The organism is Rhodococcus sp. NPDC003382, from assembly GCF_053589135.1.
In genome coordinates, this window is the sequence record NZ_JBSFRH010000034.1 from 24,444 (window position 1) to 49,396 (window position 24,953).

The 24,953-nt window shown below is 68.6% G+C and carries 33 protein-coding genes and 1 tRNA gene; 14 read left to right on the forward strand and 20 right to left on the reverse strand.

All coding sequences use genetic code 11. The annotated features are described in order from the left end of the window. Positions 1-36 precede the first annotated feature (36 nt). Positions 37-888, reverse strand: coding sequence for an SDR family oxidoreductase (locus ACWDUD_RS21345; protein WP_197251647.1), 852 nt, complete (start codon positions 886-888; stop codon positions 37-39). A 55-nt stretch (positions 889-943) separates the two neighbouring features. Continuing rightward, a complete protein-coding gene (locus ACWDUD_RS21350) occupies positions 944-2,347 on the reverse strand; it encodes a cytochrome P450 (RefSeq protein WP_450110578.1) in 1,404 nt (467 codons plus the stop codon). Between the two features lie 156 nt (positions 2,348-2,503). On the opposite strand from ACWDUD_RS21350, the gene ACWDUD_RS21355 reads away from it, so the two are divergent. Next, positions 2,504-3,259, forward strand: coding sequence for a glycosyltransferase (locus ACWDUD_RS21355; RefSeq protein WP_450110579.1), 756 nt, complete (start codon positions 2,504-2,506; stop codon positions 3,257-3,259). A 59-nt stretch (positions 3,260-3,318) separates the two neighbouring features. Next, positions 3,319-4,071 carry a glycosyltransferase gene (locus tag ACWDUD_RS21360; RefSeq protein ID WP_450110580.1) on the forward strand — a complete coding sequence of 251 codons (753 nt, stop codon included), beginning with the start codon at positions 3,319-3,321 and terminating at the stop codon, positions 4,069-4,071. 15 nt (positions 4,072-4,086) lie between these two features. Here ACWDUD_RS21360 and ACWDUD_RS21365 read toward each other — a convergent pair whose 3' ends face one another. The 3 genes from ACWDUD_RS21365 to ACWDUD_RS21375 form a co-directional block, all read right to left on the reverse strand. After that, positions 4,087-4,230 carry a hypothetical protein gene (locus tag ACWDUD_RS21365; protein WP_197252478.1) on the reverse strand — a complete coding sequence of 48 codons (144 nt, stop codon included), beginning with the start codon at positions 4,228-4,230 and terminating at the stop codon, positions 4,087-4,089. A 120-nt stretch (positions 4,231-4,350) separates the two neighbouring features. Then, complete coding sequence (locus ACWDUD_RS21370) at positions 4,351-4,767, reverse strand: VOC family protein (RefSeq protein WP_450110581.1); 417 nt, start codon at positions 4,765-4,767, stop codon at positions 4,351-4,353. Positions 4,768-4,935: 168 nt separating this feature from the next. Beyond that, positions 4,936-5,011 (reverse strand) — tRNA-Ala (locus tag ACWDUD_RS21375). A gap of 99 nt (positions 5,012-5,110) precedes the next feature. On the opposite strand from ACWDUD_RS21375, the gene ACWDUD_RS21380 reads away from it, so the two are divergent. Then, positions 5,111-5,905 carry a methyltransferase domain-containing protein gene (locus ACWDUD_RS21380; RefSeq protein ID WP_450110582.1) on the forward strand — a complete coding sequence of 265 codons (795 nt, stop codon included), beginning with the start codon at positions 5,111-5,113 and terminating at the stop codon, positions 5,903-5,905. Here ACWDUD_RS21380 and sepX read toward each other — a convergent pair. The 4 genes from sepX to ACWDUD_RS21400 all read right to left on the reverse strand — a co-directional run bounded on the left by sepX (position 5,899) and on the right by ACWDUD_RS21400 (position 9,806). Further along, on the reverse strand, positions 5,899-6,714 hold the full coding sequence (gene sepX, locus ACWDUD_RS21385; RefSeq protein WP_450110583.1) for a divisome protein SepX/GlpR: 816 nt from the start codon (positions 6,712-6,714) through the stop codon (positions 5,899-5,901). The genes ACWDUD_RS21380 and sepX overlap by 7 nt on opposite strands. A gap of 246 nt (positions 6,715-6,960) precedes the next feature. Next, positions 6,961-7,596 (reverse strand): GNAT family N-acetyltransferase, encoded by a 636-nt coding sequence (locus tag ACWDUD_RS21390; RefSeq protein ID WP_248675979.1) that lies wholly within the window; start codon positions 7,594-7,596, stop codon positions 6,961-6,963. Beyond that, complete coding sequence (gene glp / locus ACWDUD_RS21395; RefSeq protein WP_450110584.1) at positions 7,596-8,858, reverse strand: molybdotransferase-like divisome protein Glp; 1,263 nt, start codon at positions 8,856-8,858, stop codon at positions 7,596-7,598. The genes ACWDUD_RS21390 and glp overlap by 1 nt, the downstream gene beginning before the upstream one ends. A gap of 36 nt (positions 8,859-8,894) precedes the next feature. Beyond that, complete coding sequence (locus ACWDUD_RS21400) at positions 8,895-9,806, reverse strand: UTP--glucose-1-phosphate uridylyltransferase (protein ID WP_450110585.1); 912 nt, start codon at positions 9,804-9,806, stop codon at positions 8,895-8,897. 61 nt (positions 9,807-9,867) lie between these two features. Between ACWDUD_RS21400 and ACWDUD_RS21405 the strand changes: the two genes are divergently transcribed. From ACWDUD_RS21405 to mscL, 4 genes are all read left to right on the forward strand, one after another. Further along, the gene (locus tag ACWDUD_RS21405; protein ID WP_450110586.1) at positions 9,868-10,443 is read left to right on the forward strand and encodes a 5-formyltetrahydrofolate cyclo-ligase; all 576 of its coding nucleotides are present in this window, start codon (positions 9,868-9,870) and stop codon (positions 10,441-10,443) included. An 82-nt stretch (positions 10,444-10,525) separates the two neighbouring features. After that, a complete protein-coding gene (locus ACWDUD_RS21410) occupies positions 10,526-10,789 on the forward strand; it encodes an FmdB family zinc ribbon protein (RefSeq protein ID WP_197252449.1) in 264 nt (87 codons plus the stop codon). A 97-nt stretch (positions 10,790-10,886) separates the two neighbouring features. Beyond that, complete coding sequence (locus tag ACWDUD_RS21415) at positions 10,887-11,609, forward strand: SAF domain-containing protein (protein ID WP_450110587.1); 723 nt, start codon at positions 10,887-10,889, stop codon at positions 11,607-11,609. 129 nt (positions 11,610-11,738) lie between these two features. Then, positions 11,739-12,161 carry a large conductance mechanosensitive channel protein MscL gene (gene mscL / locus ACWDUD_RS21420; protein WP_420750863.1) on the forward strand — a complete coding sequence of 141 codons (423 nt, stop codon included), beginning with the start codon at positions 11,739-11,741 and terminating at the stop codon, positions 12,159-12,161. Positions 12,162-12,257: 96 nt separating this feature from the next. On the opposite strand, the gene ACWDUD_RS21425 is transcribed toward mscL, so the two are convergent. From ACWDUD_RS21425 to mrf, 11 genes are all read right to left on the reverse strand, one after another. After that, positions 12,258-12,917, reverse strand: coding sequence for an MspA family porin (locus ACWDUD_RS21425; protein ID WP_450110588.1), 660 nt, complete (start codon positions 12,915-12,917; stop codon positions 12,258-12,260). Between the two features lie 54 nt (positions 12,918-12,971). After that, positions 12,972-13,754, reverse strand: a complete 783-nt coding sequence (locus tag ACWDUD_RS21430; RefSeq protein ID WP_450110589.1) for an MspA family porin — start codon at positions 13,752-13,754, stop codon at positions 12,972-12,974. A gap of 580 nt (positions 13,755-14,334) precedes the next feature. After that, positions 14,335-14,562: a hypothetical protein gene (locus ACWDUD_RS21435; protein ID WP_450110590.1), complete on the reverse strand. Its 228-nt coding sequence runs from the start codon at positions 14,560-14,562 to the stop codon at positions 14,335-14,337. Between the two features lie 5 nt (positions 14,563-14,567). Then, a complete protein-coding gene (locus ACWDUD_RS21440; RefSeq protein ID WP_197252453.1) occupies positions 14,568-15,065 on the reverse strand; it encodes a MogA/MoaB family molybdenum cofactor biosynthesis protein in 498 nt (165 codons plus the stop codon). Between the two features lie 68 nt (positions 15,066-15,133). After that, positions 15,134-16,405: a trypsin-like peptidase domain-containing protein gene (locus ACWDUD_RS21445; protein ID WP_450110591.1), complete on the reverse strand. Its 1,272-nt coding sequence runs from the start codon at positions 16,403-16,405 to the stop codon at positions 15,134-15,136. Positions 16,406-16,499: 94 nt separating this feature from the next. Beyond that, positions 16,500-17,909 carry a HAMP domain-containing sensor histidine kinase gene (locus ACWDUD_RS21450; protein ID WP_197252454.1) on the reverse strand — a complete coding sequence of 470 codons (1,410 nt, stop codon included), beginning with the start codon at positions 17,907-17,909 and terminating at the stop codon, positions 16,500-16,502. A gap of 52 nt (positions 17,910-17,961) precedes the next feature. After that, positions 17,962-18,651 (reverse strand): response regulator transcription factor, encoded by a 690-nt coding sequence (locus ACWDUD_RS21455; protein WP_231610610.1) that lies wholly within the window; start codon positions 18,649-18,651, stop codon positions 17,962-17,964. Positions 18,652-18,696: 45 nt separating this feature from the next. Then, on the reverse strand, positions 18,697-19,311 hold the full coding sequence (locus tag ACWDUD_RS21460; RefSeq protein ID WP_450110592.1) for a trimeric intracellular cation channel family protein: 615 nt from the start codon (positions 19,309-19,311) through the stop codon (positions 18,697-18,699). Between the two features lie 76 nt (positions 19,312-19,387). Further along, positions 19,388-19,561: a 50S ribosomal protein L32 gene (gene rpmF, locus ACWDUD_RS21465; protein ID WP_450110593.1), complete on the reverse strand. Its 174-nt coding sequence runs from the start codon at positions 19,559-19,561 to the stop codon at positions 19,388-19,390. A gap of 13 nt (positions 19,562-19,574) precedes the next feature. Next, the gene (locus tag ACWDUD_RS21470) at positions 19,575-19,832 is read right to left on the reverse strand and encodes a type B 50S ribosomal protein L31 (RefSeq protein ID WP_450110594.1); all 258 of its coding nucleotides are present in this window, start codon (positions 19,830-19,832) and stop codon (positions 19,575-19,577) included. Beyond that, positions 19,829-21,046, reverse strand: coding sequence for a ribosome hibernation factor-recruiting GTPase MRF (mrf, locus tag ACWDUD_RS21475; RefSeq protein ID WP_450110595.1), 1,218 nt, complete (start codon positions 21,044-21,046; stop codon positions 19,829-19,831). Before mrf ends, ACWDUD_RS21470 begins: the two co-directional genes overlap by 4 nt. A 116-nt stretch (positions 21,047-21,162) precedes the next feature. On the opposite strand from mrf, the gene rpmB reads away from it, so the two are divergent. The 7 genes from rpmB (at position 21,163) to ACWDUD_RS21510 (ending at position 24,953) form a co-directional block, all read left to right on the forward strand. After that, a complete protein-coding gene (rpmB, locus tag ACWDUD_RS21480; RefSeq protein WP_197252460.1) occupies positions 21,163-21,399 on the forward strand; it encodes a 50S ribosomal protein L28 in 237 nt (78 codons plus the stop codon). Beyond that, positions 21,399-21,563 carry a 50S ribosomal protein L33 gene (gene rpmG / locus ACWDUD_RS21485; RefSeq protein WP_197252461.1) on the forward strand — a complete coding sequence of 55 codons (165 nt, stop codon included), beginning with the start codon at positions 21,399-21,401 and terminating at the stop codon, positions 21,561-21,563. The genes rpmB and rpmG overlap by 1 nt, the downstream gene beginning before the upstream one ends. Positions 21,564-21,566: 3 nt before the next feature. Further along, positions 21,567-21,872: a 30S ribosomal protein S14 gene (gene rpsN / locus ACWDUD_RS21490; protein ID WP_450110596.1), complete on the forward strand. Its 306-nt coding sequence runs from the start codon at positions 21,567-21,569 to the stop codon at positions 21,870-21,872. Between the two features lie 10 nt (positions 21,873-21,882). Next, positions 21,883-22,140, forward strand: coding sequence for a 30S ribosomal protein S18 (gene rpsR, locus ACWDUD_RS21495; RefSeq protein ID WP_068161411.1), 258 nt, complete (start codon positions 21,883-21,885; stop codon positions 22,138-22,140). A 223-nt stretch (positions 22,141-22,363) separates the two neighbouring features. After that, positions 22,364-23,554: an RtcB family protein gene (locus ACWDUD_RS21500; RefSeq protein WP_197252463.1), complete on the forward strand. Its 1,191-nt coding sequence runs from the start codon at positions 22,364-22,366 to the stop codon at positions 23,552-23,554. 62 nt (positions 23,555-23,616) lie between these two features. Beyond that, on the forward strand, positions 23,617-24,543 hold the full coding sequence (locus tag ACWDUD_RS21505) for an AEC family transporter (RefSeq protein ID WP_450110597.1): 927 nt from the start codon (positions 23,617-23,619) through the stop codon (positions 24,541-24,543). A 20-nt stretch (positions 24,544-24,563) separates the two neighbouring features. Then, entirely contained in the window at positions 24,564-24,953 is a 390-nt protein-coding gene (locus tag ACWDUD_RS21510; protein WP_197252465.1) for a hypothetical protein, read from the forward strand.

Consider the following 24,953-nt stretch of genomic DNA (forward strand, 5'->3'; position numbering starts at 1 on the left):
CCACAAAGGCACACGGGGCGCGAAGCGCCCGGCCGCTCACACCGGCGGCAGCAGCACCTTGCTGAAGTAGTCGTTGGCCTTCTGCATCGTGTACTCGTACGGGGGCGCGAACTTGCGGGCCCACCAGTAGCCGAACCGGATGTCGAACGACGTGTAGACGAGGAATCGGTTGCGCTTGACACCGGCGAGGATCCGCTTCGCCGCCAGCTCCGGGGTGATCCCGTGCGCCGAGAACCTGCGGGTGAATGCCTGGATGCGCGGATCCTTGCGGTCGAACCCGGCGATCTCGGCGGCGTCGACGAGGGGCGTGCGCACCGCACCGGGCACCACGAGGCTCACCCCGATCCGGTGCCGTTTCAGGTCGTGGCGCAACACCTCGGAGACACCGCGCACCCCGAACTTCGCGGCGCTGTACGCGGCGTGCCACGGAAGCGCGAGCAGTCCGGCCGCGGAGGACACGTTGACCAGCTGCCCGCCACGGCCCGCCTCGATCATCGACGGTACGAAGCACTCGATGACGTGGATGGGCCCCATCAGATTGACGTCGACCATCTTCTTCCAGTGCCGGTGCTCGAGGTTTTCGACGGTGCCCCACACCGACGTGCCGGCGATGTTCATCACGACGTCGACGCTGCCGAACCGCTCGTGGACCTCGTCGGCGAAGGCCCGCACGGCCTCGAAATCCGTGATGTCGAAGGCGCTGTGGTGCAGGACCTCTCCGCCGCGGGAACCGATGAGCGCCACCACGTCGTCGAGGCCCGCCTCGTCGATGTCGGTGAGCAACAGACGAGCGCCCTCGTCCGCGGCGGCGATCGCGACCGCCCTGCCGATACCGCTCGCAGCACCGGTGACGACGGTCAGTGCCCCCTTGAACGACTTGATCCCCAACTCGTCTCCTCAGTCACGAAGGTGCGGAGTCGCCAGCCTACGTGACCCCCGAGCGCTACGCAGGACCGCTCGGACGCCGTGGGCGCGGCGTCAGCGAGAGGCCCGCGGGCGAGAGACTGAGCCGTTCGTGGATGCGCAGCCGATAGCCGGGATCGGGCACGAGGTCGTACTCGCGCAGGATCGTGCCGAGCACGAGAACTGCTTCGTGCACTGCGAATTGCCGTCCGATACAGGCCCGGGCACCGGTGCCGAACGGCTTGTAGACGTGCGGTGGGCGCAGCCGGATCCGATCGGGAAGAAACCGGTCCGGATCGAATCGGTCGGGGTCGTCGCCCCACACCGGATCACGGTGCAGCGCAAGCACGAGAACCACGACCCAGTCGCCGGCCTGCATGCTGTACCGGCCGCCGAGCACGGTGTCGGTGCGAGCCTCGCGGGCGAACGCCGGAACCGGGGGCCACAACCGCAGTGTCTCGTCGACGATCCGTCGGAGCAACCTCAGCTTGGGCACCTGCTCGAATTCGGGGGTCCCGCTGCCCCACACCGCGTCGACCTCGGCACGGGCCGACGCATACAACTCCGGATCCTGCGAGAGATAGTGCAACGCGAACGCGAGCAGAGCGGCGGTGGTCTCGTGCCCGGCGAGCAGGAACGTCAGCGCCTGGTAGCGGATGTTGTCGCGGTCCAGGCGGTTCGGGTCGTCCCGGCGGGCCGCGTCGAGCATGATCTCGAGCAGATCGGTGTCCGGCGCGGGACCGGACCGGACTCGCGCGCGAATGATCTCGTCGATCGAGTCGTGCAGGAACGCCAGATCGGCGGCGTTCCTGCGATCCGCGAACCCGTAGGCGATGCGGCGCAGCCCCGGGACGTTCCGCAGCGTCCGGCGCTGAGCATGAACGAGGCTCCGGGCCATCGCCGCGCGTGCGGGATGGGCACTGGCACGGTCGAACGAGCCGAACGAGTGCCCGAGTCCTGCCCGCCCCACGGTCTCGAACGCGACCTTGATCATGTCCTCGACCACGTCGACCGGCCGGCCGGCGCTCCGGTTCCAGTACCCGACCAGGTCGGACGCGACATCGCACATCACCGCGTGATAGCTGCGCATCGCCGACCGGGTGAACGCCGGCGTCAGCAGCGCATGGGCACGGGCCCAGTTCTTTTCGTGGTTGTAGGCGGTGAACAGTGCGTCGCCACCGATCCCGCGTAGCGCCTCCACACCCGGCGCGACGTGCTTGGCGAATCGCGTCTCGTCGGACAGCTCGGCGACCAGGTCGACTCCCGACACCAGGACGAAGCGGTGCCCGAGGGCGCGTCGCTCGAAGATCGGCCCGAGCCGGCGACTCATCGTCCAGGAATCCTGGATGGCTCGGTGCGGTGACACCACGAGCACGTCCCCCAGTATCGGCACCCGCCACCGTGGGTGCGGCAGACCGGTCGATTCCATGGTCAGTGCGACCATCGGAGCCCCTTCCCCCTGCAAATCCGGACCCGGCTCTCGAGGACGGTACGCGGCTTTCCAAGAGCAGAGAGGCGCATTCCGCCATTTCGTCCTGAATTCGCCCCCGGCGCCGGTAGCCTGGGCCCACCTTCGCCCCTGCCATCCGAGGACGGCCACATGGCGTCAGACCTGTGGGTTGTGATCCCGGCCTACAACGAGGCCCCCGGCATCACAGCCACCCTCACCGCACTCCGGCACCAGCGCAATCGCGAGTTCCGCGTGGTCGTCGTCGACAACGGCTCGACCGACTCCACCGTCGAGATCGTCGACGAATTCGCCTCCGCACACCCGGACCTGGACCTCACCCTGATCCACGAACCGCAGAAGGGCACCGGAGCCGCCGCGGACACCGGCATGCGCTACGCCATCGAGGCGGGGGCCGTGCGGCTGGCACGGACCGACGCGGACTGCGTGCCCGAACCCGACTGGACCGAGCAGATCGAGGTGGCCTTCGACGACGGCCTGCGCAGCATCGCAGGACAACTGCTGCCCCGCACCGACGAGGGCCTGTCCCCCGCCCGGCTGGTGCTCATGCGCATCGTCATCGAGATCGGATCGCTCGTCGCCAAGGTCCGGAGGATCACCCGCGGCCCGCAGTTCCTCGGAACCTACGTCCTCACACCCGGATGCAACATGGCGATCACCGCGGAGCTGTACGAGGCCGCGGGGGGCTTTCCGCGCACCCGGATCCAGGACGAGCACGAGGACCGGTACCTGCACAACCGGGTGCGCACCCTGACCACCGACTACGGTCTGCGCCGCTCGGTCCGCGTCCGCATGTCCACGCGACGGTTCTCCGCCTGGGGAATCCGCAACACGCTGCGCTGGTACGCCGAGCATCGGTTCCGGCCGGAGGCGGTGGACATCCGGTGACAAGGGGGGACATCCGATGAGGGGGGCATCCGATGACGGATAACCGTTCGGGAAGTGGCGTGGCCGATCTGTGCGTGGTGATCCCGGCCCTCGACGAGGAAGCCCGCATAGGGCAGACGCTGAGCGCGCTGGCCGCGCAACGGTACCGGGACTTCGACGTCGTCGTCGTGGACAACATGTCCACCGACCGCACGGTGCAGCGGGTACGGGAGTTCTCCGCCGCCCATCCCGACATGTCCGTCGAGGTCGTCGAGGAACCGGAGAAGGGCACCGGGGCGGCCGCCGACACCGGGATGCGTTTCGCCGCGGCACGCGGCGCGACCCGCCTCGCGCGGACCGACGCCGACTGCCTCCCCGATACGAACTGGACCGCGGAACTCACCGCGGGGTTCGACGCGGGACTGCGGATGATCGCCGGCCGGATGCGTCCCCGCACCGACGAGGGGCTGTCGTGGTCACAGATGCTCGGGATGCGCACGATGTTCGTGCTCGGTACCTACCTCGGCAAGCTGAACCCCGACTTTCGCGGCCCGCAGTTCCACGGGCCGTACATCCTCACCCCGGGCTGCAACATGGCGATCACCGCGGAGCTGTACGAGGCCGCCGGCGGGTTTCCGCGCACCCGCATCGAGGACGAGCACGAGGACAAGGCCCTGCACGGCAGGGTGCGCACGCTGACCTCGGAATACGGCAAACGCCGCGGGGCGGTCGTCTACGGGTCGTGCCGCCGCATCGCGGCGTGGGGGTACCGCAACACCTTCCTGTGGTACTACGACCACCGCTTCCGCCCGGAGCACGTGGACATCCGGTGAGGTGCGCGGTGGCCGTCAGAGACGCTGCGCCATCTCCTCCTGGTACTGGCGGATCGTTTCCTCGATCTGCTCGGCGTCGTCCGTTCGGTTCTCGTGCCGTGCTGTCTCGGCGCGTTCGCGGAGCACCCGAATCGCACGCCGAAGTTCGTCGTCACTCATCCTGTGTTCCATGTCACCCAGTCTTCCCAATTTCGTTGTGACCTGCCACCGGATCGGATGCCGTTGCGATAACGGTCCAGCCGGCGGTCACGGATCGGGACGCCGAGCGCGAGGCCGGGACTACTCGGCGGCGGCGGCTTCGGTCTGCGCGTTCCAGACGAGTTCCCACAGGTGGCCGTCGGGGTCGGCGACGTATCCGGTGTACGAGCCGTCCTGCTCCTCGGCGGGGCCGGGCACCGAGCCGCCGGCCTCTCGCGCCCGCTCGATGGTTCGGTCCACTTCCTCCTTGTCGGCGATCGCGCAGGAGAAGATGCAGGTACCCGGCACCGGCTGTCCGCCGTACTCGACGCCTCCGCGGACGGCGTACAGCGCGTACTCCTGCCGTTCGATCAGGAACAGGGAGAGGTTCGGCAACTCGATCGGGATGATCCCCTCGTCGATGCCCGGCGTCTCGAGCCCCAGTCCGTCGCGGTAGAACCGCAGCGTGCGCGTCAGATCGGTGACCGGCACGGAGACGACAACGGTTATGGGCCTCACGACGTGTCCTCCTCGATCGGGGTCTCGGGTGCCACCCAGTACACCCCGGTCGAGACAGCGGCGCACGATATCCGCCGTTCCGGGCAAATACCTCGCACCGGTCCGACTGGGCCGAATACGAAGAAACCCTGCGCCCGTATCGGGCGCAGGGTTGAAACCTCGTCGAGATGGTGGAGCTGAGGGGAATCGAACCCCTGACCTCTTCGATGCGAACGAAGCGCGCTACCAACTGCGCCACAGCCCCATCGGTCCCTCTCGGAACCGCTCGCAAACTCTAGCAAACCGATTGCCCATGCACGAAATCGCCTGGTCAAATGCGGTAACAGGGACAAGGATGAAGGACATGACCAGGCGTGAAACGTTCCAGGTCTCGTCCGATGCCGCCGAAGTCTACGAATCCCGATTCGTGCCGGCGCTGTTCGCCCAGTGGGCTCCACTCGTCGTCGAACAGGCCGCGGTCGCCGAGGGTCAGCGGATCCTCGATGTCGCCTGCGGGACGGGGGTGGTGGCCCGCGTAGCCGCCGACCGGGTCGGACCGCACGGCCGGGCCGTCGGCCTCGACCTGAACGCCGGCATGCTCGCGGTGGCCCGGCGCATCCGTCCCGACCTCGGGTGGTGCCTCGGCGACGCCGGCGCACTGCCGTTTCCCGACGACACGTTCGACGCCGCGCTGTGCCAGATGGCGCTGATGTTCTTCCCCGACCGTCGGCGAGCACTGACCGAGATGAACCGCGTCGCACGCGGATTCACCGTGTGCGTGCCGGCGGCCCTGCCGGATCAGCCCGCCTACCGGCTGCTCGTCGAGGTGGCGGCGCGTCACGCCGGTCCCGACGCGGTGTCGCTGCTGAACACCTACTGGAGTTGCGGTGACCGCGACGAACTGACTGCGCTGGTCGGCGAGGCGGGCGCGAGCGTCGACCGGTGCACGACACACACCGGCACCGCCCGCTTCTCGTCACCGGAGACGTTCGTGGACACGGAAATCGACGGGAGCCCGCTCGCCGAGCGGATCGAACCTGTAACCCGCGAGGCCATCCGCCGCGACGTGAGGACCGAACTGGCCCGGTACGTGGAGGCGGACGGAACGGTGTCGGCACCCCTGGTGGCCCATGTCGTCACGGGCCGACGCGGTCACTGACCGGACGCGCGGCGCACTTCGTAGTCCGACTCCTCGCGGGGTTCGCGAGGTTCGTGGGTGTCGACCTCGTCGGCGTAAGTGTCGAGATGTTCGAAGACCGGGTCCTCGTCGTCCACCTCGAGGACGACGGCACCGGGGCGCCGCAGCCGCGACGGGATCAGGCGCAGTTCCTCGTCGCTGCGCGATTCGACGCCGAGCCGCGACCGCGCGAGACGGGCCATACGGCGACGACGGATCTCCTGCTCGAGCCGCACCTGCCGGCGCAGGTAGAACAGGTAGCCGATCAGCGCAGCCGTCGCCAGCGCGCACAGCCACCACAGGGCCGGCGAGGCGATGAGGGCGAGCGCCGCGGTCATGATCGCCGCGAACAGCAGTCCGAGCACGGCGCGCTGCCGGAACTCGTACCGCGCCGCCCGGGCGACCGCGTCGGCGTGCGGATCGAAGCCGCCGCGACCGCGACGTGCGGGCACGAACTCGCGGGCGGGAGCTCGATCGGCTTCTTCGGGTGGCCGCTCGTCGAGATCGACGAGTTCCTGAGTGTCCATGCTGTCCTCCGCGGGGCGGTCCACCCGACCGGCTGCCAGCGGTGCGCGGCGACGGTCGCGACTGGGACGCCAGTTCGGGTCGCTGCGGTGACCGGCGGCCGGACCACGCGGGGTGATCGGGTCGTCGTCACCACGGTGCAGTACACGCGTAGCGAGCGCGGCGTCGGTCGTCTGGCGGATACGGGGGCGCTTCGTGACCAGCATCGGCACCAGGACGAACAGCCACACGGCAACGAGTCCGATCCACAGGAGCGAGTTCGGCATACCGGCGGCCCTCCTCCCAGTTGTCGCCTACCAGCCTGTCGACGCCACTGACCTAGTCAGGCTAATGGCATCCGCTCGGTCACCCCGACAGAAACGCCGGACTCATGTGATAACTACTGCAACACGAGTCACGCCGAATCATGTGACACTTCCTTCACTCTAGTCACACGAATATATGTCCGCATGGGTATTACTACGCGGTATGACCGTAATCTCCGTTACAGGTGGATATAGTGATCCGCCGATTCACGCCCAGCTGGCGCGACCGCTCCGGACGAGCCGGTCCGACACCGAACCCGGCACCTCCTCGACGGTCATCGCGACCAGCAGGTGGTCGCGGAAGGCGCCGTGCACGTCGAGATAGCGCCGCAGCAGCCCTTCCTCACGGAATCCGACGTTGCTGAGCACCGCGCGGCTCGCCGCGTTCTCCGGGCGCACGGTCGCCTCCACACGGTGCAGACCCACCGGGCCGAAGCAGTGGTCGAGCCCCAGCGCGACCGCCGCGGTCGCGACACCCATCCCGTTGACGTCCTTGCTGACCCAGTAACCGATCCAGGCGGACCGCAGAGCGCCGCGGACGATGTTGCCGACGGTGAGCTGCCCGCAGAACTGTCCGTCGAGTTCGATGGCCATCGGCAGCATGTGCCCCTTGCGGGCCTCGGCACGCAGACTCCGGTACATCCCGGGCCACACCGAGATGTGGTGCCGCGCATCCCACGGCGCATCGCCCGTCGGCTCCCACGGTTCGAGGTGATTGCGGTCGGCGATCCGCAGCCGGCTCCACGCGGCAGCGTCGCGCAACCGCACGGACCGCACCGTCACCAGACCGCCGCGGACCCGCAACGGACCCAGATCCGCCGGCCAGCCCGGATGAGCCCCGATCAACCGCGCTGCCCGAGGAACGCCACGTCGACGGGGTCGCCGGTGCGAACCTCGGAGACATCGGGATCGATCAACACCAGGCAGTTCGCCTCGGCGAGCGTGGCGAGCAGATGCGACGACGCGCCCGCCGCCCCACCGAGCGCCTGCACCAGGTAGTCGCCGGTCGCCTCGTCGCGCATCAGCTGGCCGCGCAGGAATCCCTTCCGGCCCGGGATGGACGTGATCGGCGAGACCGTGCGTGCCGGGACGACCCGCCGCATCGGGTGCCGACGGCCGAGTGCGATGCGGATCAGCGGCCGCACCATCACTTCGAACACGACGAGCGCGCCGACGGGGTTGGCGGGCAACAGGAATGTGGGCACCTCGTCGCGGCCGAGCTGACCGAAGCCCTGCACGGACCCGGGATGCATTGCGACACGGTCCACTTCGAGTGGGCCGAGTTCGGACAGCGCTTCGCGCACGTCCTCGAGGGCACCGCCGCCGACCGCCCCCGCGATCACGACGATCTCCGAGCGGATCAGCTGTCCCTCGACGACCTCGCGCAGCGTCTTCGGGTCGGTGCCGACGATGCCGACACGGTTGACGTCGGCGCCCGCATCCCGCGCGGCGGCGGCCAGCGCGTACGAGTTCACGTCGTACACCTGTCCCGGTCCGGGCGTGCGGTCCACGTCGACCAGTTCGCCACCGACGGAGATGACCGACAACCGCGGTCGCGGGTGCACGAGCACCTTGTCGCGTCCGACCGCGGCGAGCAGGCCGACCTGCGCCGACCCGATGATGGTCCCGGCGCGGACCGCGACGTCCCCGGGTTGCACGTCGTCGCCGGTGCGGCGCACGTAGTCGCCGCTGCGGACCGCCTTGTGCACCTTGATGCGGGCGGTGCCGCCGTCGGTGAACTCGAGCGGGAGCACCGCGTCGGCCAGGGTGGGCAGCGGTGCGCCGGTGTCGACACGCACCGCCTGCCGGGGTTGCAGCCGGATGGGCTGGCGCGAGCCGGCGCGAACCTCCCCGACGACGGGCAGGCTCAGCTCGGCCGCCGGTTCACCGTCCTCCTCGGTGGCGGTGACCCCGGCATCCTGCACGTCGACGCTGCGCACCGCGTATCCGTCGATCGCGGCCTGGTCGAAGCCCGGCAGCGGCCGTTCGGTGACCACTTCCTCGGCGCAGAGCAGGCCCTGCGCCTCGGAGATCGCCACCCGAACCGGCCTGGGTGCGACGGCTGCCGCCGTGACCCGTGCCTGCTGTTCCTCAACCGACCGCATAGCGTCTCTCGTCCTCCAGCCGCGACCCGTGGACCGTCAGCGCTCGAGGCGCTCGATGAGCCATTCACGCAAAGACGGACCGTATTCCTCGGTGTTCAACGCAGAGTCAACCGCAGCGCGCAGGTAGCCCCCGGGATTTCCGAGATCGTGTCGAGTGCCGCGGTGCACGACGACGTGCACGGGGTGCCCTTCCTCGATGAGCAGGGCAATCGCGTCGGTCAGCTGGAGTTCGCCGCCGGCGCCGGGTGTGATGCGGCGCAGGGCGTCGAAGATCGCGCGATCGAGCAGGTAGCGGCCGGCGGCGGCGAACGTCGACGGCGCGTCCTCGACGGCCGGCTTCTCGACCATGCCGAGGACCTTGAGCACGTCGGGGTTCGTGGCGTCGGGCACGACCTCGACGTCGAACACGCCGTACGCGCTGATCTGTTCCTTGGGCACGTCGATCGCGCACAGCACCGAGCCGCCGCGCTTGGCGCGCACCCGCTGCATCGTTTCGAGGACGCCGACGGGCAGCACGAGGTCGTCGGGCAGCAGCACCGCGATCGCGTCCTCGTCGGGGTCGAGGGCCTTCTCCGCGCAGGCGACGGCGTGGCCGAGGCCGAGCGGCTGTTCCTGGACGACGGACTGGACCTCGAGCAGGCCCGGAGCCTTGCGGACCTTGGCGAGCAGTTCGTACTTGCCCTTCTCCTCGAGCTTCGACTCGAGCACGAGATCCTCGACGAAGTGCGCGACCACGCCGTCCTTGCCGGGGGACGTGACGATCAGCAACCGTTCGGCACCGGAATCGGCAGCCTCCCCGGCCACGAGTTCGATGCCCGGGGTGTCCACGACCGGAAGGAGTTCCTTCGGCACGGTCTTGGTCGCCGGGAGAAACCGGGTACCCATTCCTGCCGCCGGCACGACTGCCGTCCGGAAATGTCGGACGCCGTCGGTCGTATTGTTCGTCATAGACTCCCACCCTAACGTTCGCTACCACGCGGTAGCCCCTCACGATCTTAAGGTGGCCGGTGTGCAGGCACGATCCAAGGCCGTCTGGCGAACATCGGTCCTCGCCGCCCGGCGCGACCGCAGCGACGCCCAGCGTCGCGTCGAGGACGATGCGCTGACCGCGTCGGCGCGCGCACTGGCCACATCCGGGGCGACGGTCTGCGCGTACATTCCGGTGGGTACCGAACCCGGGTCCCTGGCACTGCTCGACGCCCTGCGGGACGGCGGAATCCGGGTGCTGGTGCCACTCACCAGCAAGGACAGCATCCTGGAGTGGGCCGAGTACACCGGCGAGGACGACCTCGTGGCGGCGGACTACGGTCTGCGCGAACCTCGCGGTCCGGTGCTGGCCGCCGAAACCGTGGCGCAGGCGTCGGTGGTGCTGGTGCCGGCGCTGGCAGTCGACCGGCGCGGAGTGCGCCTGGGCCGGGGTGCCGGGTTCTACGACCGGACCCTGCACCTTGCCGACCCGTCGGCCCGGCTGATCGCCGTGGTGCGCGACGAGGAGCTGGTCGACGAACTGCCCGAGGATCCGCACGACATCCGGATGACGCACGCCCTGACGCCGAGCCGCGGGCTGACCGCACTGGTGGAATAGTTCTCACACTGGCGCCGTTGGCACTGTCGACTGTAGAGTGCTAAAGCTGCGATTTATTTTCGAACGCGCGGAGGATTCACCGGTGCCCACCTATTCATATGCCTGCACGGCTTGCGACAACCGCTTCGACATCGTGCAGTCGTTCAGCGACGACTCCCTCACCGAGTGCCCGGAGTGCACCGGCAAGCTGCGCAAGCTGTTCAACTCCGTCGGTGTCGTCTTCAAGGGCAGCGGCTTCTACCGCACCGATTCGCGCGGTGGCAGCAGCACCGCGAGCGAGCCGGCCAAGTCCGACTCCTCGAGCAGCAGCTCGTCCAGCTCGACTCCGGCGGCCGCCGCGAGCTGATCGCGAGTTGTCCACAGGCGGGCTGTTCATCCACAGATCGCCTCGAATTCGCGCTTCACGAGGCCGACAGGCATGGCCGAACTCGTAGGGTTCGGCCATGCCTGCCGGTCTTTTTCCGTTCCCGCCCCGATCGCGCCTCCGTCCCTCCGGCGGGCCTCGGGCCACGACCTCCCTGCAGCCCACACTCGTCGATCGCGCGAGCACGCTGCTGCGACCGGGCTGGGCGCGCACGGTCGCGGCCCGGCGCGGCGCGGCCGCACTTCTGGCGCTGATCGCCGTCGTCGCGGCGCTGCGGGACGGGCCTTCGAGCGACCGCTCCCCCGCCGTCGTCGCCGTGCGCGACCTGAGCCCCGGGCACACACTCACCCTCGACGACGTCGAACTCGTCGACCGCGAATCCGCGGCGGTGCCGTCCGGCGCGCTCACCCTTCTCTCCGACGCGGTCGGCCACACCCTGTCCGGCCCTGTCCCCGCCGGCGAAATCCTCGTCTCGGTGCGCATGCTCGGTCCACGCCTGGCGAGTGCGGCCACGGGGAATCCGGATGCGCGCGTGGTTCCGATCCGGCTGGCCGACGCGGGTGTCGGCGATCTGCTGCGCGAGGGCGACCTCGTCGACGTGCTCACGGTCGCGCCGGGATCCGAAGACCGGTCCCCCGACGCGCAGGTGCTGGCGACGGGCGCGACCGTCGTGCTCGCACATTCCGCAGAAGGTGCTCGTGACCAGCGTGAACGCGTGGTTCTGCTGGCCCTGGCGCCGGATCAGGCAACGGCGGTCGCGGCGGCGTCGCTGGTCAGCGCGCTGACCGTGACGTTGCACTGAGCTGTGCGAACCGGATGCACCGAGCCCTGCGAACCGGATGCACTGAGCCGCTGTGCAAACCGTGGAGTTGGTTTAGGGTTCCCTCGAAGCTACATGTGATCGGCACCACATACACGAGGAGAGCGGACCATGCTGAAGGGCTTCAAGGATTTCCTGCTGAGAGGCAATGTCCTCGACCTCGCCGTCGCGGTGGTCGTGGGCACCGCGTTCGTGGCCATCGTGACGGCCTTCACCGAATACATCATCAACCCGCTCATCGCTGCCATCGGCGGCGACAACGACATGGGCTGGGGCTTCCAGATCCTTGCGAACAACCCGGCGACGTTCGTGAACATCGGCGCGGTCATCTCCGCGGCGATCAACTTCGTCATCATCGCGGCGGTCGTGTACTTCGTGCTCATCGTTCCGGCGAATGCCGCCAAAAAGCGGTTCGCGACGGAAAAGTCCGACGAGAAGGCCAGCGCGGAGGACCTACTCATCCAGATCCGCGACATTCTCGAGGCGCAGGCGGGTCAGGCCGGTGCGCACGCGAAGGACGCCCCGAAGTCGTAATGCTCCTCTTTCCGTGGGCCTGGCACGAAAAGGACTGGGCCCCTCGGAGATTCCGAGGGGCCCAGCCTTTGTTCGGCGGTTGCCGGACTGTCGTTCTTAGACGGTCCAAGCCTTGCCGTAGGTGGTGACGTTGTCGCCGTTCGCGGTGATCGCGCGGACGAACGGACGGACCTGGACGGAGCCGATGACGCCGGAAGCAACACCGTGGACGTTGGCGAACTGGACGGTCTTGAAATCACCGTCGAACTCGCCCTCGGCGACGACGAGCTCCTCGATGCCCGGAGCCGGGGTCAGGGCCAGCTCGGCGTGAGCCTGCGGGAGGATGTCGGTGACTCCGAGCTCGAAATCGGTGAGCTCGGCGAGATTCGTCGGATTCAGGTTCATAGCTGCTTCGAGCTGCGGCGTCGAGTAGGTCACCCCGATGGAGCCGTCGATGCTGCCGGCCCACGCGAACTGGTAGCCGAACTGGAAGGTGGTGCCCTCGGCGTCGGCAGCGCCCTCGCCGATCAGGTTCGCGGTGCCGCGGCCGTTGTGGAAGAACTCACGGTTGAACGGGCTGCCACCGAGCGCGGGAACACCCTGGATGTTGGTGTCCTCCTGCGTCACGACGACCTCGAGGCCATCGGAGATGATGCGGTTCTGGTCGTCGACAGCGGCCTGCGCGGTGCCGGTCGCACCCAGGACGAGGCCGAGAACGGCGGCACCGGACACGGCGGCGTTACGGGCGGCCTTGAAGCCACGCGACTTGATTCCCATGATTACTCCGTATTTCGTGGTGGGGATGTACTGCGAGGGGTGGCGGAAGCCGACCTAGATGGTCCAGACCTTGCCGTAGGTGGTGACGTTGTCGCCGTTCGCGGTGATCACGCGGACGAACGGACGGATCTGGACCGGCCCGATGACGCCGGTGGCGGCACCGTGGACGTTCGCGAACTGGACTTCCTTGAAGTCGCCGTCGAACTCGCCCTCGGCGACGACGAGCTCGTCGATACCCGGGGCCGCGGTCAGCTCGACACCCGCGGTGGCCTGCGGAAGGATGTCGGAAACGCCGAGCTCGATATCGGTGAGCTCGATATCGCCGCCGTCCGGATCCTCGACAAAGACATCCTTGCCGTCTTGCTTGACCGGGACCGGCTTGCCAGCGGCATCCTTGACGATGTTCCCGGCTTCGTCCTTCTCGTAGACAGGCACAAAACGCGGGGTACGTTCGCTCGTTGTATCGGCACCCAGGCCCGGCGAGGTCCAGCTGACGCCGACCGAGCCGTCGATGCTGCCGGCCCACGCGAACTGGTAGCCGAACTGGAAGGTCGAGCCCTCGAAATCGGCCGCGTCGGGGCCGACGATGTTGGCCACACCGATGCCGTTGTGGAACCACTGACGGCTCAGCGGGCTGCCGCCGATCGGAGGCACACCCTGAATGAACGTGTCCTTCTGCGTAACGATCACCTCGTTACCGGCGGACACGATCCGGTTCTGGTCGTCGACGTCGGCGCTGGCCACACCCGACGATCCGAGGACCAGACCAGCCACGGCGGCCCCGGCCACCACGGCGTTGCGGGCAGCCTTCAGGCCGCGTCGCGTCTGAATCTTCATGAATGCCTCATCCATTCTCTGCGTGCCGGGTTCAGCACCCGCGTCCGACAAGTTGTCGTGTCGCCCGCGAGGCGTGTCACACCGAGCGCCGCCGAGGCAGATCCCCCGTCGATGCCGATGCGCACATCATCCGCACGGTAGCTGTGTTACCGATTCGTGATAAAAGACCCGGAATTGATGCCCGGGTCTTTACTCTTTCGAACCTGTGCAGAGATTAGACGGTGACCTAAACGCGGGCAATGGCTACCCTCACATGCCCTGGCAGGAGGCGGTGCGGGGCCATTCGGGCAACGTTTCGTGGACGTGAACGATAACGATCAGGTCATGGTATGACATCCGTCACGACAGGGGATCGGGTCGCAGGTCCTTCACAGTCGGGGCAATTCAGACATAGGCGCTGGTCGGGCCCTATCGGCGGGAGGCCGGAGGGCCCGGGCGTGACAGCCGGGCAGGATCGCATTCCTTGCGTACGCGCGCACGATTCCCACCATGTGGCATTTGCGAATGTTTCGGAAAGGTTTCGCAAAGGCGAATCCGAGCTGAAGTCCGAAGCGGACCCGATGTGGACGAGTGTCCGAGATCACACTCTGCCGTGGTGTGGAGGGACCTGTCTGCGGAGCCATTCGTCGGATTCCGACCGCTCTTCACCCGGCTCCCGCTCGTCTCGCGTCGTCTCCGGGAGCACCTCGCCGAAGATGCGCGCGAGCCGGGCCCGGTCGATCCGACCCTTCCTACCTGGGGTTTCACCCTTCGTTTCACCCCGGGCGGTGTCCTTACCGGTGTCGGCACCCTCGACTTCGTCGGCCACAGCGGTCACTCCTCCAGCCGGGACAGTTCCTGGATGACGTGCGCGGCCAGCGGCGTCAGGGTCGCCATGCCGTCGCGGATCGCGGCACGCGACGACGCGAGGTTCGCGACGAGCGTCGAGCCGGACACACCGACCAACCCCCGCGACAGTCCGGCATCGAGGGCGCCGGCCGACAGTCCCGACGACCGCAGCGCCTCGCTGATGCCCTTCAGTTCGTGATCGAGGACTTCCTCCGTCGCGTCGGGCGTCACGTCGCGCGGCGACACCCCGGTACCGCCGACCGACACCACCAGGTCGACGCCACCGATCACCGCGGTGTTGAGCGCGTTGCGGATCTCGACCTCGTCGGCCGCGACCGTCACGACGCCGTCGACGACGAAGCCCCCTTCCTGCAGCAGCTCCGTCACCAGCGGGCCTGCGGAATCGGGATTGTCTCCGTGCGCAACACGATCGTCGACGATCACGACGAGTGCACGGCCGGTCCTGGGCGCTTCGAGTTCCATGGATCCCACGGTAGTTCCCAAGTCGAGGAGAAGAGCGGTATCGGTCACCGGCGGCCTGTCGTACACCGTCAGCGCTCCTCGGCGGCGACGAGCTGCACGTCGACGCTCTTCTCGTTCTTGCCCTGGGCATCGGTGTAGGTGATGCGGACGGTGTCGCCGGGCGCATGGGACCGGATCGCCGCGATGAGTGAATCCCCGTCGGTGACGAGCCGGTCGTCGACCTTCGTGATGATCGAGCCCCGCGGGATGCCGGCCTTCTCCGCCGGGCCACCCGCGGTGACCTCCATGACGGTCGCGCCGCGCGCGTTGTCCTGCGACGGCACCTGCACACCGATGATGGCGTGGGTCGCCGAACCGTTGTCGATGAGTTCCTGCGCGATCCGGCGAGCCTGATCGATGGGGATGGCAAAGCCCAGACCGATGGATCCGGACTGCCCTCCGGATGTGGCGATGGCCGTGTTGATACCGACCAGCTGACCGTCCATGTTCACGAGGGCACCGCCGGAGTTACCGGGGTTGATGGCGGCGTCGGTCTGGATGGCGTCGATCACGGTGTTCTGGTTACCCGTCTCCCCGCTGGTGGACACCGGCCGGTCCAGGGCGGACACAATGCCGGAGGTCACAGTGCTCTCGAGGCCGAGCGGCGAACCCACCGCGACGACGGCCTGTCCGACCTGCAGCCCGTCGGACGAGCCGAGCTCGATCGGGGTCAGGTCCGTGCGACCCTCGGCGCGTACGACCGCGAGGTCCGAGATGGGATCGGCACCGACGACCGTGGCCGGCGCGGAACTGCCGTCCGCGAAATACACGGTCAGTTGCGCGCCCGGGCCGCCCCCGGCGGCGACGTGGTTGTTGGTGAGGATGAGCCCGTCGGACGAGAGGATCACGCCCGAGCCCTCCCCCTGCGTGGTGCGTCCGACGATTCCGATCCGAACGACGCTGGGCACGACCTTCTGCGCGACCGCCTGCACCGATCCGGCCGGCGCGTTCGCGATCGTCGTGGTTTCCGGTTTCGATGCGTCGAGCGAGTTGACGACCGCCGGTGCGTCGTTGTTGCCCACCGCCAGCGCACCGACGACCCCGCCGACACCGCCGCTGAGCAGGGCCAACGCAATCGCGCCCGCGGCCAGTACACCCCGGCCGGGTCGAGCGGGCTGCTGGTGCCCCGTCTGATGGGGAGGCTGGGCTGTGAACCCGGACTGCGGAATACCGGGGTGTGGCGTGCCCGGCTGGTGCGGTCCCTGCTGCGGGGTCGCGCCGAAGGGTTCGGTCCGACCGTATCCCTGGTATGGGGTGGTCGGCGGCTGGTACGGCTGTCCAGGGTTCTGGTCGTCGCTCATCTCGTCCCCGTTCGTCCAACTTCCGGATTCCTACATATTCCAGATTGGACCCGATCGCTGAGAAGTCACTTAGAAGACGCAAAGGAATTTGCTGTCAGTCCCCTGCGGAATAGCTGTCAGGAACCTCGTCCGACAGTTCGGGGGTTCCCGGCAGCACGATGCGGATCAGCGCACCGCCGCGCGAGGACCGGTCGACCGCGATCGTGCCCCCGTGTTTCATCACCACCTGTCGCACGATCGCCAGGCCCAGCCCGGAGCCGGGCATCGAACGCGCGGTGGTCGCCCGGTAGAACCGTTCGAACACGAGCTCGCGTTCCTCCTCGGGGATGCCCGGGCCGGCGTCGTCGACGGTCAGTTCCATCAGGCCCGTGCCGATCTGACGCATCCCCACGAGCACCTCGGCGCCCGACGGGCTCCACTTCGCGGCATTGTCGAGGACGTTGAGGACGGCGCGCGACAACGTCGCATGATCGCCGTACACGAACCACGGTTCGGTGGTCGCGGTGAAGTCGATCTCGGTGCGGCGACGCCGGGCCCGTTCCAGGCTGCGTTCGACGACGTCGGCGATGTCGACGGGCTCGAACACCGTCTCCGGGGCGTCCTCGCGGGCCAGGTCCACCAGGTCGCCGACCAGTGTCGACAGTTCCTCGATCTGCGCGATCACGTCTTCACGCAGTTCGGCCATGTCCTCGTCCGGCAGCTGCGGCGCCCCGGGCCGGCTCGCCGCGATGAGCAGTTCCATGTTGGTGCGCAGCGACGTCAACGGGGTCTTCAGTTCGTGCCCGGCGTCGGCGACGAGGCGGCTCTGCCGTTCCCGGGACTCGGCCAGCGCCCGCAACATCGTGTTGAAGCTCTCCGTCAGGCGGGCGAGTTCGTCGTGACCGGTCACCCGGATGGGTCGCAGGTCGTCGGTGCGGGCGACGCGTTCGGCGGCGGCCGTGAGCCGCGCGACCGGTCTCAGGCCGGTGCGGCCCACGGTCGCGCCACCCGCGGCGGCCAGCACGACCCCGCAGCCGCCGACGACGAACAGCACGCTGGCCAGGCGATTGAGGATCTGCGCGGTCGGTTCGAGGCGTTGGGCGATGACGACGGTGCTGCCGTCGGGGATGCGCTGCGCGAGCACCCGCTGCTGCGACACCGTCCGCAGCGACGATTCGGCCTTGCCTTCCGCGACCGCGAGTTCGGGTTCGCCGATCGGCACCGTCGAACCCGGCGGCACGTACCGGCCGAGATCCGGATAGATGAGCGCGACGCTGATGACGGAGCTGTAGAGCTTGGCGCCGCCGATGTAGCGGGGGTCGTAGGTGATGAGGGTGCTGGACTCGACGAGGGCGGACGCACGCGCCCGCAACTGCTGGTCCACGTCCGAATACAACGCCCGCGCGACGACCGCGTACGCGGCGATGGACGTCACGGCCACCGCGAGCGCGACCGCGCCCGCTGCCAGCAGCGTCACCCGGACGCGCAGGGGCACCGAGCTGGTCAGCAGCATCGGAGGGCGCATGGGTCGCTTCACCGCGACCGTCCGTCGCAGATCACGGTGGCGTCGCGCCCGATCACGGCGGCGTCTCGCGCAGGACGTAGCCGACCCCGCGAACCGTGTGGATCAGACGCGGCTCACCCTCGGCCTCCGTCTTGCGACGCAGATACCCGACGTACACCTCGAGGGCGTTGCCGGAGGTCGGGAAGTCGTAGCCCCACACCTCCTCGAGGATGCGGCTGCGGGTGAGGACCCGGCGCGGGTTCGCCATGAGCATCTCCATCAGGGCGAACTCGGTACGGGTCAGGCTGATCGATCGGTTGCCGCGGGTGACCTCGCGGGTCTCCGGGTTCAGCGTCAGGTCCTCGAAGCTCAGCGTCTCCTCGGTGGTGCGGCTCGGGTCGGGCCCCGCACGCCGCAGCAGCGCGCGCAGTCGCGCGAGCAGTTCCTCGAGCGCGAACGGTTTCGGCAGGTAGTCGTCGGCGCCCGCGTCGAGCCCGGCGACCCGCTCGGACACCGAGTCCCGGGCGGTGAGCACGAGGATCGGCAGGTCGTCGCCGGTGCTGCGCAGTCGACGGCACACCTCGAGCCCGTCGACGCGCGGCATCATCACGTCCAGCACCATCGCGTCGGGCCGGCTCACCATGACCTGATCGAGGGCGTCCTGCCCGTCGGTGGCCAGGTCGACGGTGTAGCCGTTGAAACTGAGGGATCGACGCAGCGACTCCCGCACTGCTCGATCGTCGTCGACCACCAGAATCCGCATGCCCACCAGTGTGGCCCGAACCGGCTGAGAACTCGCTGAGAGGTGTCAGTCCTCGCGTGGCACCCGCGCCTGCGGCAGGCTCCAGCCGCGCCACAGGGCGAGCAGTCGCAGACCGGTCGCGAGGACGGTACCGAGCACCAGCGCGATGTTCTGTCCGAAGCCCAGCTCGCGGGCAGCGACGAGAGCCGCGGAGCCGAGCAGCGCCGGGATCGCGTAGAGGTCGCGATGCAGCAGCAGCGGCACCTCGTTGACGAGGACGTCGCGCAGGATGCCACCGCCGATCGCGGAGGTCGCGCCGATCAGCGCAGCCGCGAGGGGTTGCGCTCCGGCCTCGATGGCGATGGTCGCGCCGGTCGTCGCGAACAGGCCCATGCCCAGCGCGTCGAGCACGAGGATCTCCCGGTTCAGCTTCGACACCACCGTGTGCAGGTAGAACACGAGGACCGACGCGGCGAGTGCCGACCCCAGGTACCGCCAGTTGCTCAGCGACGACGGCGGGTGGATGTCGAGCAGCAGGTCGCGGACGATACCGCCGCCGACCGCCGTGAACACCCCGACCAGGCACACCCCGAACAGATCGAGCCGCTTGACGACGCCGACGAGCGCACCCGACATCGCGAACGCCACGATGCCCACGAGCTCGAGGATTTTCAGAAGCACCCGGTAACCATCCCATCCCCCCGCACCTCCGGGATCAGGTCGACGCGGGTGCCGTCACCCGGGGGCGCGGGGTCGATCAGAGGTCGCGCGGATCGAGGAGGCCGCGGGCCACCGCGCGCACCAGCCGTCGGGGCACGCGGTGGGTCACCCCGCCGACGCTGACCGGGACCAGCTCGGGTGCCTGCGCGTTCCACCGGGACCGCCGGGCGCGGGTATTCGACCGGGACATCCGGCGCTTCGGAACTGCCATGTCTTCCTCCGTCTCAGGCGCGGCGCTGCCGCTTGCCGTACTTGCGTTCGAACTTCTCGACCCTTCCCGCGGCGTCGAGCACCCGCGCGGTTCCCGTCCAGAACGGGTGCGACTCGCTCGTGACGTCGACGACCACCAGCGGGTAGGTGTTGCCGTCGGACCATTCGACGGTCCGGTCCGAGGTGAGAGTCGAGCGCGTCAGGAACATCGATCCGGTATTCGCGTCCTGGAACACGACCGGGTGGTAGTCGGGGTGGAGGCCGGTTTTCATGCCTGTCCTTCTTTCCTCGGTGCTGACGGTTCGATCGCGAAGTCCTCGCAGGGCTCGCGGTGGTAGTCGCCGAACGGGTCTTCCCAGGTGGCCCAGCTCGCGGGGTCGGCGAACTCGGCATCCGTGAGCAGTGCCGCATGCAGCGCACCCAGAATCTCGTCGGGGTCGGCGTCGTGAACGAGGACGACGAGTGAGCTGTCGCGGTCGCCGTAGTTGTCGTCCCAGCGCAGCGCGGCCATGGCCCGTCGCGTCGCGGGCACGCGTTCCTGCTGGTCCGGGGTCATCGACACGAGCCACGGCCCGGCATGCGCGACCCGCAGGCCGCCACCGGCGGACTCGAGCAACAGCGCGTTGCCCGGTTGGGTGGCAACCCATGCGCGACCTCGCGCCCGTACGACCCCGTCGAGGAGCACGTCGATCGCCTCGTGCAGCCGCTGCGGATGGAACGGCCGGGCCGCGGTGAATTCGAGGAGTCGCACTCCCCACTCCTCCCCGAGCGGCGGTTGCCCGCGCAGCAGTGGGGCGTGTGCGTCGTCCACGCGCCCGCGACGCGCGGTCGCCGGGACCTGCGCAAGCAGGGCTTCGACGTCGGGCCGGTCCGTCCAAGCGATGGGCGCACCGGGTGCGAGGCGGGCGAGCACGGCCTTCAGCCGGGCCTGCTGCCGGTCGTCTGCGCCGGGTGCCACTACGAGTGCGTCGGCGAACTCGACCTGACCCACGACGACCTGCGCGACCGTGCGGTCGTCGTCGGTGCCGGGCCGCAGGTCGACGTCGCCGGTGGCGTCGTCGAGCCAGGTCCGCCCGTCGATGCAGGTCACGACGGCCTCGACGCGCACGTCGCGGGCGGCCGGCCCGTCGATCTGCCCGACCACCCCGGCGACCACGACGTGTTCGACGGCCCAGCACAGCGCCTCGGGTTCGAGCTGCGGATCGAGGTGCAGGACGATCCTGTCGACGGTGCTGCGGGTGTGGAGGCGGCGTAGCAACGGCAGGAGATCTTCGCGCAGGGTGCAGGAGACGCATCCGTGGGCGAGTTCGAGAACGTCGAGTTGTTCGCTGTCGACGGTCGTGAGGGTGCGCCGCAGGACGCCTTCGCCGAGGTGATCGAGGTCGTGGTGCACGACGACGGTGCCGGGCCGCAGCAGTGCTCGTGCGGCGCGGTGGGTCGGACCGCGCAGGCCGGACACGACGATCAGCGGTGTCCTGGTGTCCACCGAATCCACCTTTCGATAACGATTGTCATTAGCTGGACGGCAGCGTACAGTCGGATAGGCCATTTGTCGAAAATGATTGTCGTTACGCTCAGCGTGTCGGCGAGGAAGGACATATCGTGTCGGCGCACTGCCAGGTCACCGGACGCGCTCCCGGCTTCGGGAAGACCGTCTCCCACTCCCACGTCCGAACGAACCGCCGCTGGAACCCGAACATCCAGCGCAAGACGTACTTCGTGCCCTCGGAAGGCCGGCGCGTCACCCTCACCGTCTCCGCGAAGGGCATCAAGACCATCGACCGCGACGGCATCGACGCAGTCGTCGCCCGGCTGCGAGCACGGGGAGTGCGGCTCTGATGGCCCGCAACGAGATCCGCCCCATCGTCAAACTCCGCTCCACCGGCGGCACCGGATACACCTACGTCACCCGCAAGAACCGCCGTAACGACCCCGACCGTCTCGTCCTGCGCAAATACGACCCGGTGCTGCGCCGGCACGTCGACTTCCGCGAGGAGAAATAGCGCGTGGCCAAGAAATCGAAGATCGCTCGCAACGAGCAGCGCAAGCTCGTCGTCGCCCGCTACGCGCAGCGCCGCGCCGAACTGAAGGACGTCGTCAGGCGGCCGTCGAGCACCGACGACGAACGCCGCGCCGCGCAGGCCGCACTGCAGAGACTGCCCCGGGACGCGAGTCCGGTAAGATTGCGCAATCGAGACGCTGCGGACGGCCGCCCGCGCGGCCACCTGCGAAAGTTCGGGCTCTCACGCGTGCGTGTGCGCGAGCTCGCCCACCGCGGGGAATTACCCGGCGTCCACAAGTCGAGCTGGTGAGGAGCACCGAATGGCAGTCAGGCGAGGACCGTCCAAGAAGGCACGCGCGCAGGAAAGCCGCCGCCCCAAGAAGAACCCGCTCTTCGCGGCGAAGATCGAGTACGTCGACTACAAGGATGTGAACCTGCTCCGCACGTTCATCTCCGACCGCGGCAAGATCCGCAGCCGTCGCGTCACCGGCCTGACCCCGCAGCAGCAGCGTCAGGTTGCCGTCGCGGTGAAGAACGCCCGCGAGATGGCACTGCTCCCCTACGTCAGCAGCAAGTAGGACAGCATTCCGACGCCGCCCCGTCCACATTCGGACGGGGCGGCGTCGTCGTTCCCGGGCACGAGTGTGCAGTTGTCGTCGACCTCCTGAATCCGCCTGGCAACCGACCACCATTTGTGCACACTCACACCGAATTCGGGCACGAAAAATCGGACGACAATAGGGGTGGGCGCCGTCTACGGTCCGTCGCGGTACACCGACGACCGAGGAGGAAGCAGCAGTCATGTCCGAGTTCCCGCTCTCACTGAGCGGTCAGCCCATCGTCCGGCTGTGGGCGCACGAGCACGAGATCGAACCGCAGGCCCTGGCCCAGCTGCGCAACATCGCGCGGCTCGACCCGGTGCGCATTGTCGCGGTCATGCCCGACGTGCACCTCGGCAAGGGCGCCACCGTCGGCTCGGTCATCGCCATGCACGACGCGGTGGCGCCGTCGGCGGTCGGCGTGGACATCGGCTGCGGGGTCGCCGCGGTGAAGACATCGCTGACCGCGGCCGACCTGCCCGGCGATCTCGGTCCCCTGCGCGCGGCGATCGAGAAGGCCATCCCCGTCGGCTTCTCCGTCCACAAGAGCCCGGTCGAGACCCGACGGCTCGGCGGGACGATCGAGAGCCGGTCCGCCCGGCTGTGGGAGCGCTCGAAGGAACTGCGCGCCCCGGTTGCGCGTGCACTGGCCAAGGCACCGTGCGCGGTCGGCACCCTCGGCGGCGGCAACCACTTCATCGAGTTGTGCCTCGACGCCGACGACGCGGTGTGGCTGACGCTGCACTCCGGGTCGCGCAACATCGGCAAGGAACTGGCCGAACGCCACATCAGCGTCGCCAAGCACCTGCCGCACAACCGTGACCTTCCCGACCGCGACCTGGCCTACTTTCTCGCCGGGTCCCCCGAGATGGACGCGTACCTGTTCGATCTGCGCTGGGCCCAGGACTACGCGGCCCTGTCCCGCGCGGTGATGGTCGCGCTGTTCCGCGACGTGGTGACCGAGGCGTTTCCGCAGGTGCGGTTCACCGACGAGATCAACGTCCACCACAACTATGTCGGGACCGAGACCGTCGACGGAGTCGAGTACGTCGTCACCCGCAAGGGCGCGATCCGGGCCGGCTCCGGCGACCTGGCGCTGATTCCCGGATCGATGGGGACCGGCTCGTACGTGGTGCGCGGCCTCGGCAACCCGCGGTCGCTGTACTCGGCGTCGCACGGGGCAGGCCGCCGGATGAGCCGGGGCGCCGCGAAGCGCGCCTTCACCGTCGACGATCTGCGTGCCCAGACCGCCGGAGTCGAATGCCGTAAGGATTCCGGTGTGGTCGACGAGATCCCGGGTGCCTACAAGGACCTGAACGAGGTGATCGCGGCGCAGGACAACCTCGTCGAGGTGGTGACCCACCTGCGTACGGTTCTGTGTGTGAAGGGCTGAAATCCGGGCGGACACCGGGTGTGACCTGGGTCATCGGGGTGTGATCTCTAGACTCGGCCGTCGTGTCTGGCGTGGTTGCGGGGTTCAGTGTCATCTTCGTGATCATCGCGATCGGATTCGTCCTCGGCCGCACCGGAACGCTCGGTCCCGAGGGTCAGGTGGTGCTCAGCCGCCTGGTGTTCTTCGTCGCGACCCCGGCGCTGCTGTTCGACGCACTCGCCACCTCCGATCTTTCGGTCATCTTTTCCCCCACGCTGTACGTCGCCGCAGCTACCGCGTTCGCGATCGCCGCGTTGTACCTGGTGATCGCGAAACTGTGGCTGCGGCGACCGCTGCCGGAACTCACCATCGGGGCGCTCGCCGCGTCGTACGTGAACTCCGCGAATCTGGGCATTCCGATCGCGGTGTTCGTCCTCGGCGACGCGTCGTTCGTCGCGCCGCTGCTGCTGTTCCAGATCGTGCTGTTCTCCCCGATCGCGCTCACGATCCTGGACCTGTCGACGATGCGGGCCGGTGCGTCCCGCATGGAGACCGTGACCGCGCCGTTCAAGAACCCGATCGTGCTGGCCGGCGCAGCGGGCCTGATCGTCGCGGTCACCGGGGTGACGCTGCCCGCCGCTGTGCAGCAACCGTTCCACCTGCTCGGCGGCGCGTCCGTCCCGGGGGCGCTGCTCGCGTTCGGGTTGTCCCTGCAGGGAGTGAAGGTCCTCGAGAAGGGCCAGAGCCCTCGCCGCGACGTCGCGCTCGCCTCGGTCCTCAAGATCGGTGTGCAGCCGGTGCTCGCGTATCTCATGGCGCGCTGCCTGCTCGGGCTCGACGGTCACGAGTTGTTCGCGATCGTCGTGGTCGCGACCCTGCCGACCGCGCAGAACGTGTTCGTCTACGCGAGCCGCTACGGCCGCGGGATGGTGCTGGCCCGCGACGCAGCACTCGTGACCACCCTCGCATCGATCCCCGCCATCGGCCTCGTCGCCCTCCTGCTCGCATGAGGGCGAATAACGTGGGGTCCGTGCGTCTGCCGTCGATCCTCGCCTGCGCCCTGACGATTGCCGCGTGCGCTGCCGGCGACGCCGACGCGCCGCCGCTGCCGCAGGCGCCGACACCCGCCGGGGCGACCGTGTTCACCGCACGCCCCGACCTGCTCGACCCGCATCCCCTGGCGATCACGTCGTGGTCTCCGGCGGGCGACGGCATCGCCGTGCACTTCGAAACCGGAACGCCCGAGTGCTACGGCGTCGACGCGACCCTGACCGAAACCGACAGCGCGGTCGCGGTCACGCTGGAAGGCGGAACGCTCCCGGAGGCCGCGGACCGCATGTGCATCCAGATCGCCGTGACCGGCGTCCTCGAACTGCCGCTGCGGGCACCGCTCGCCGGCCGCACCGTGACGGCCGGTTGA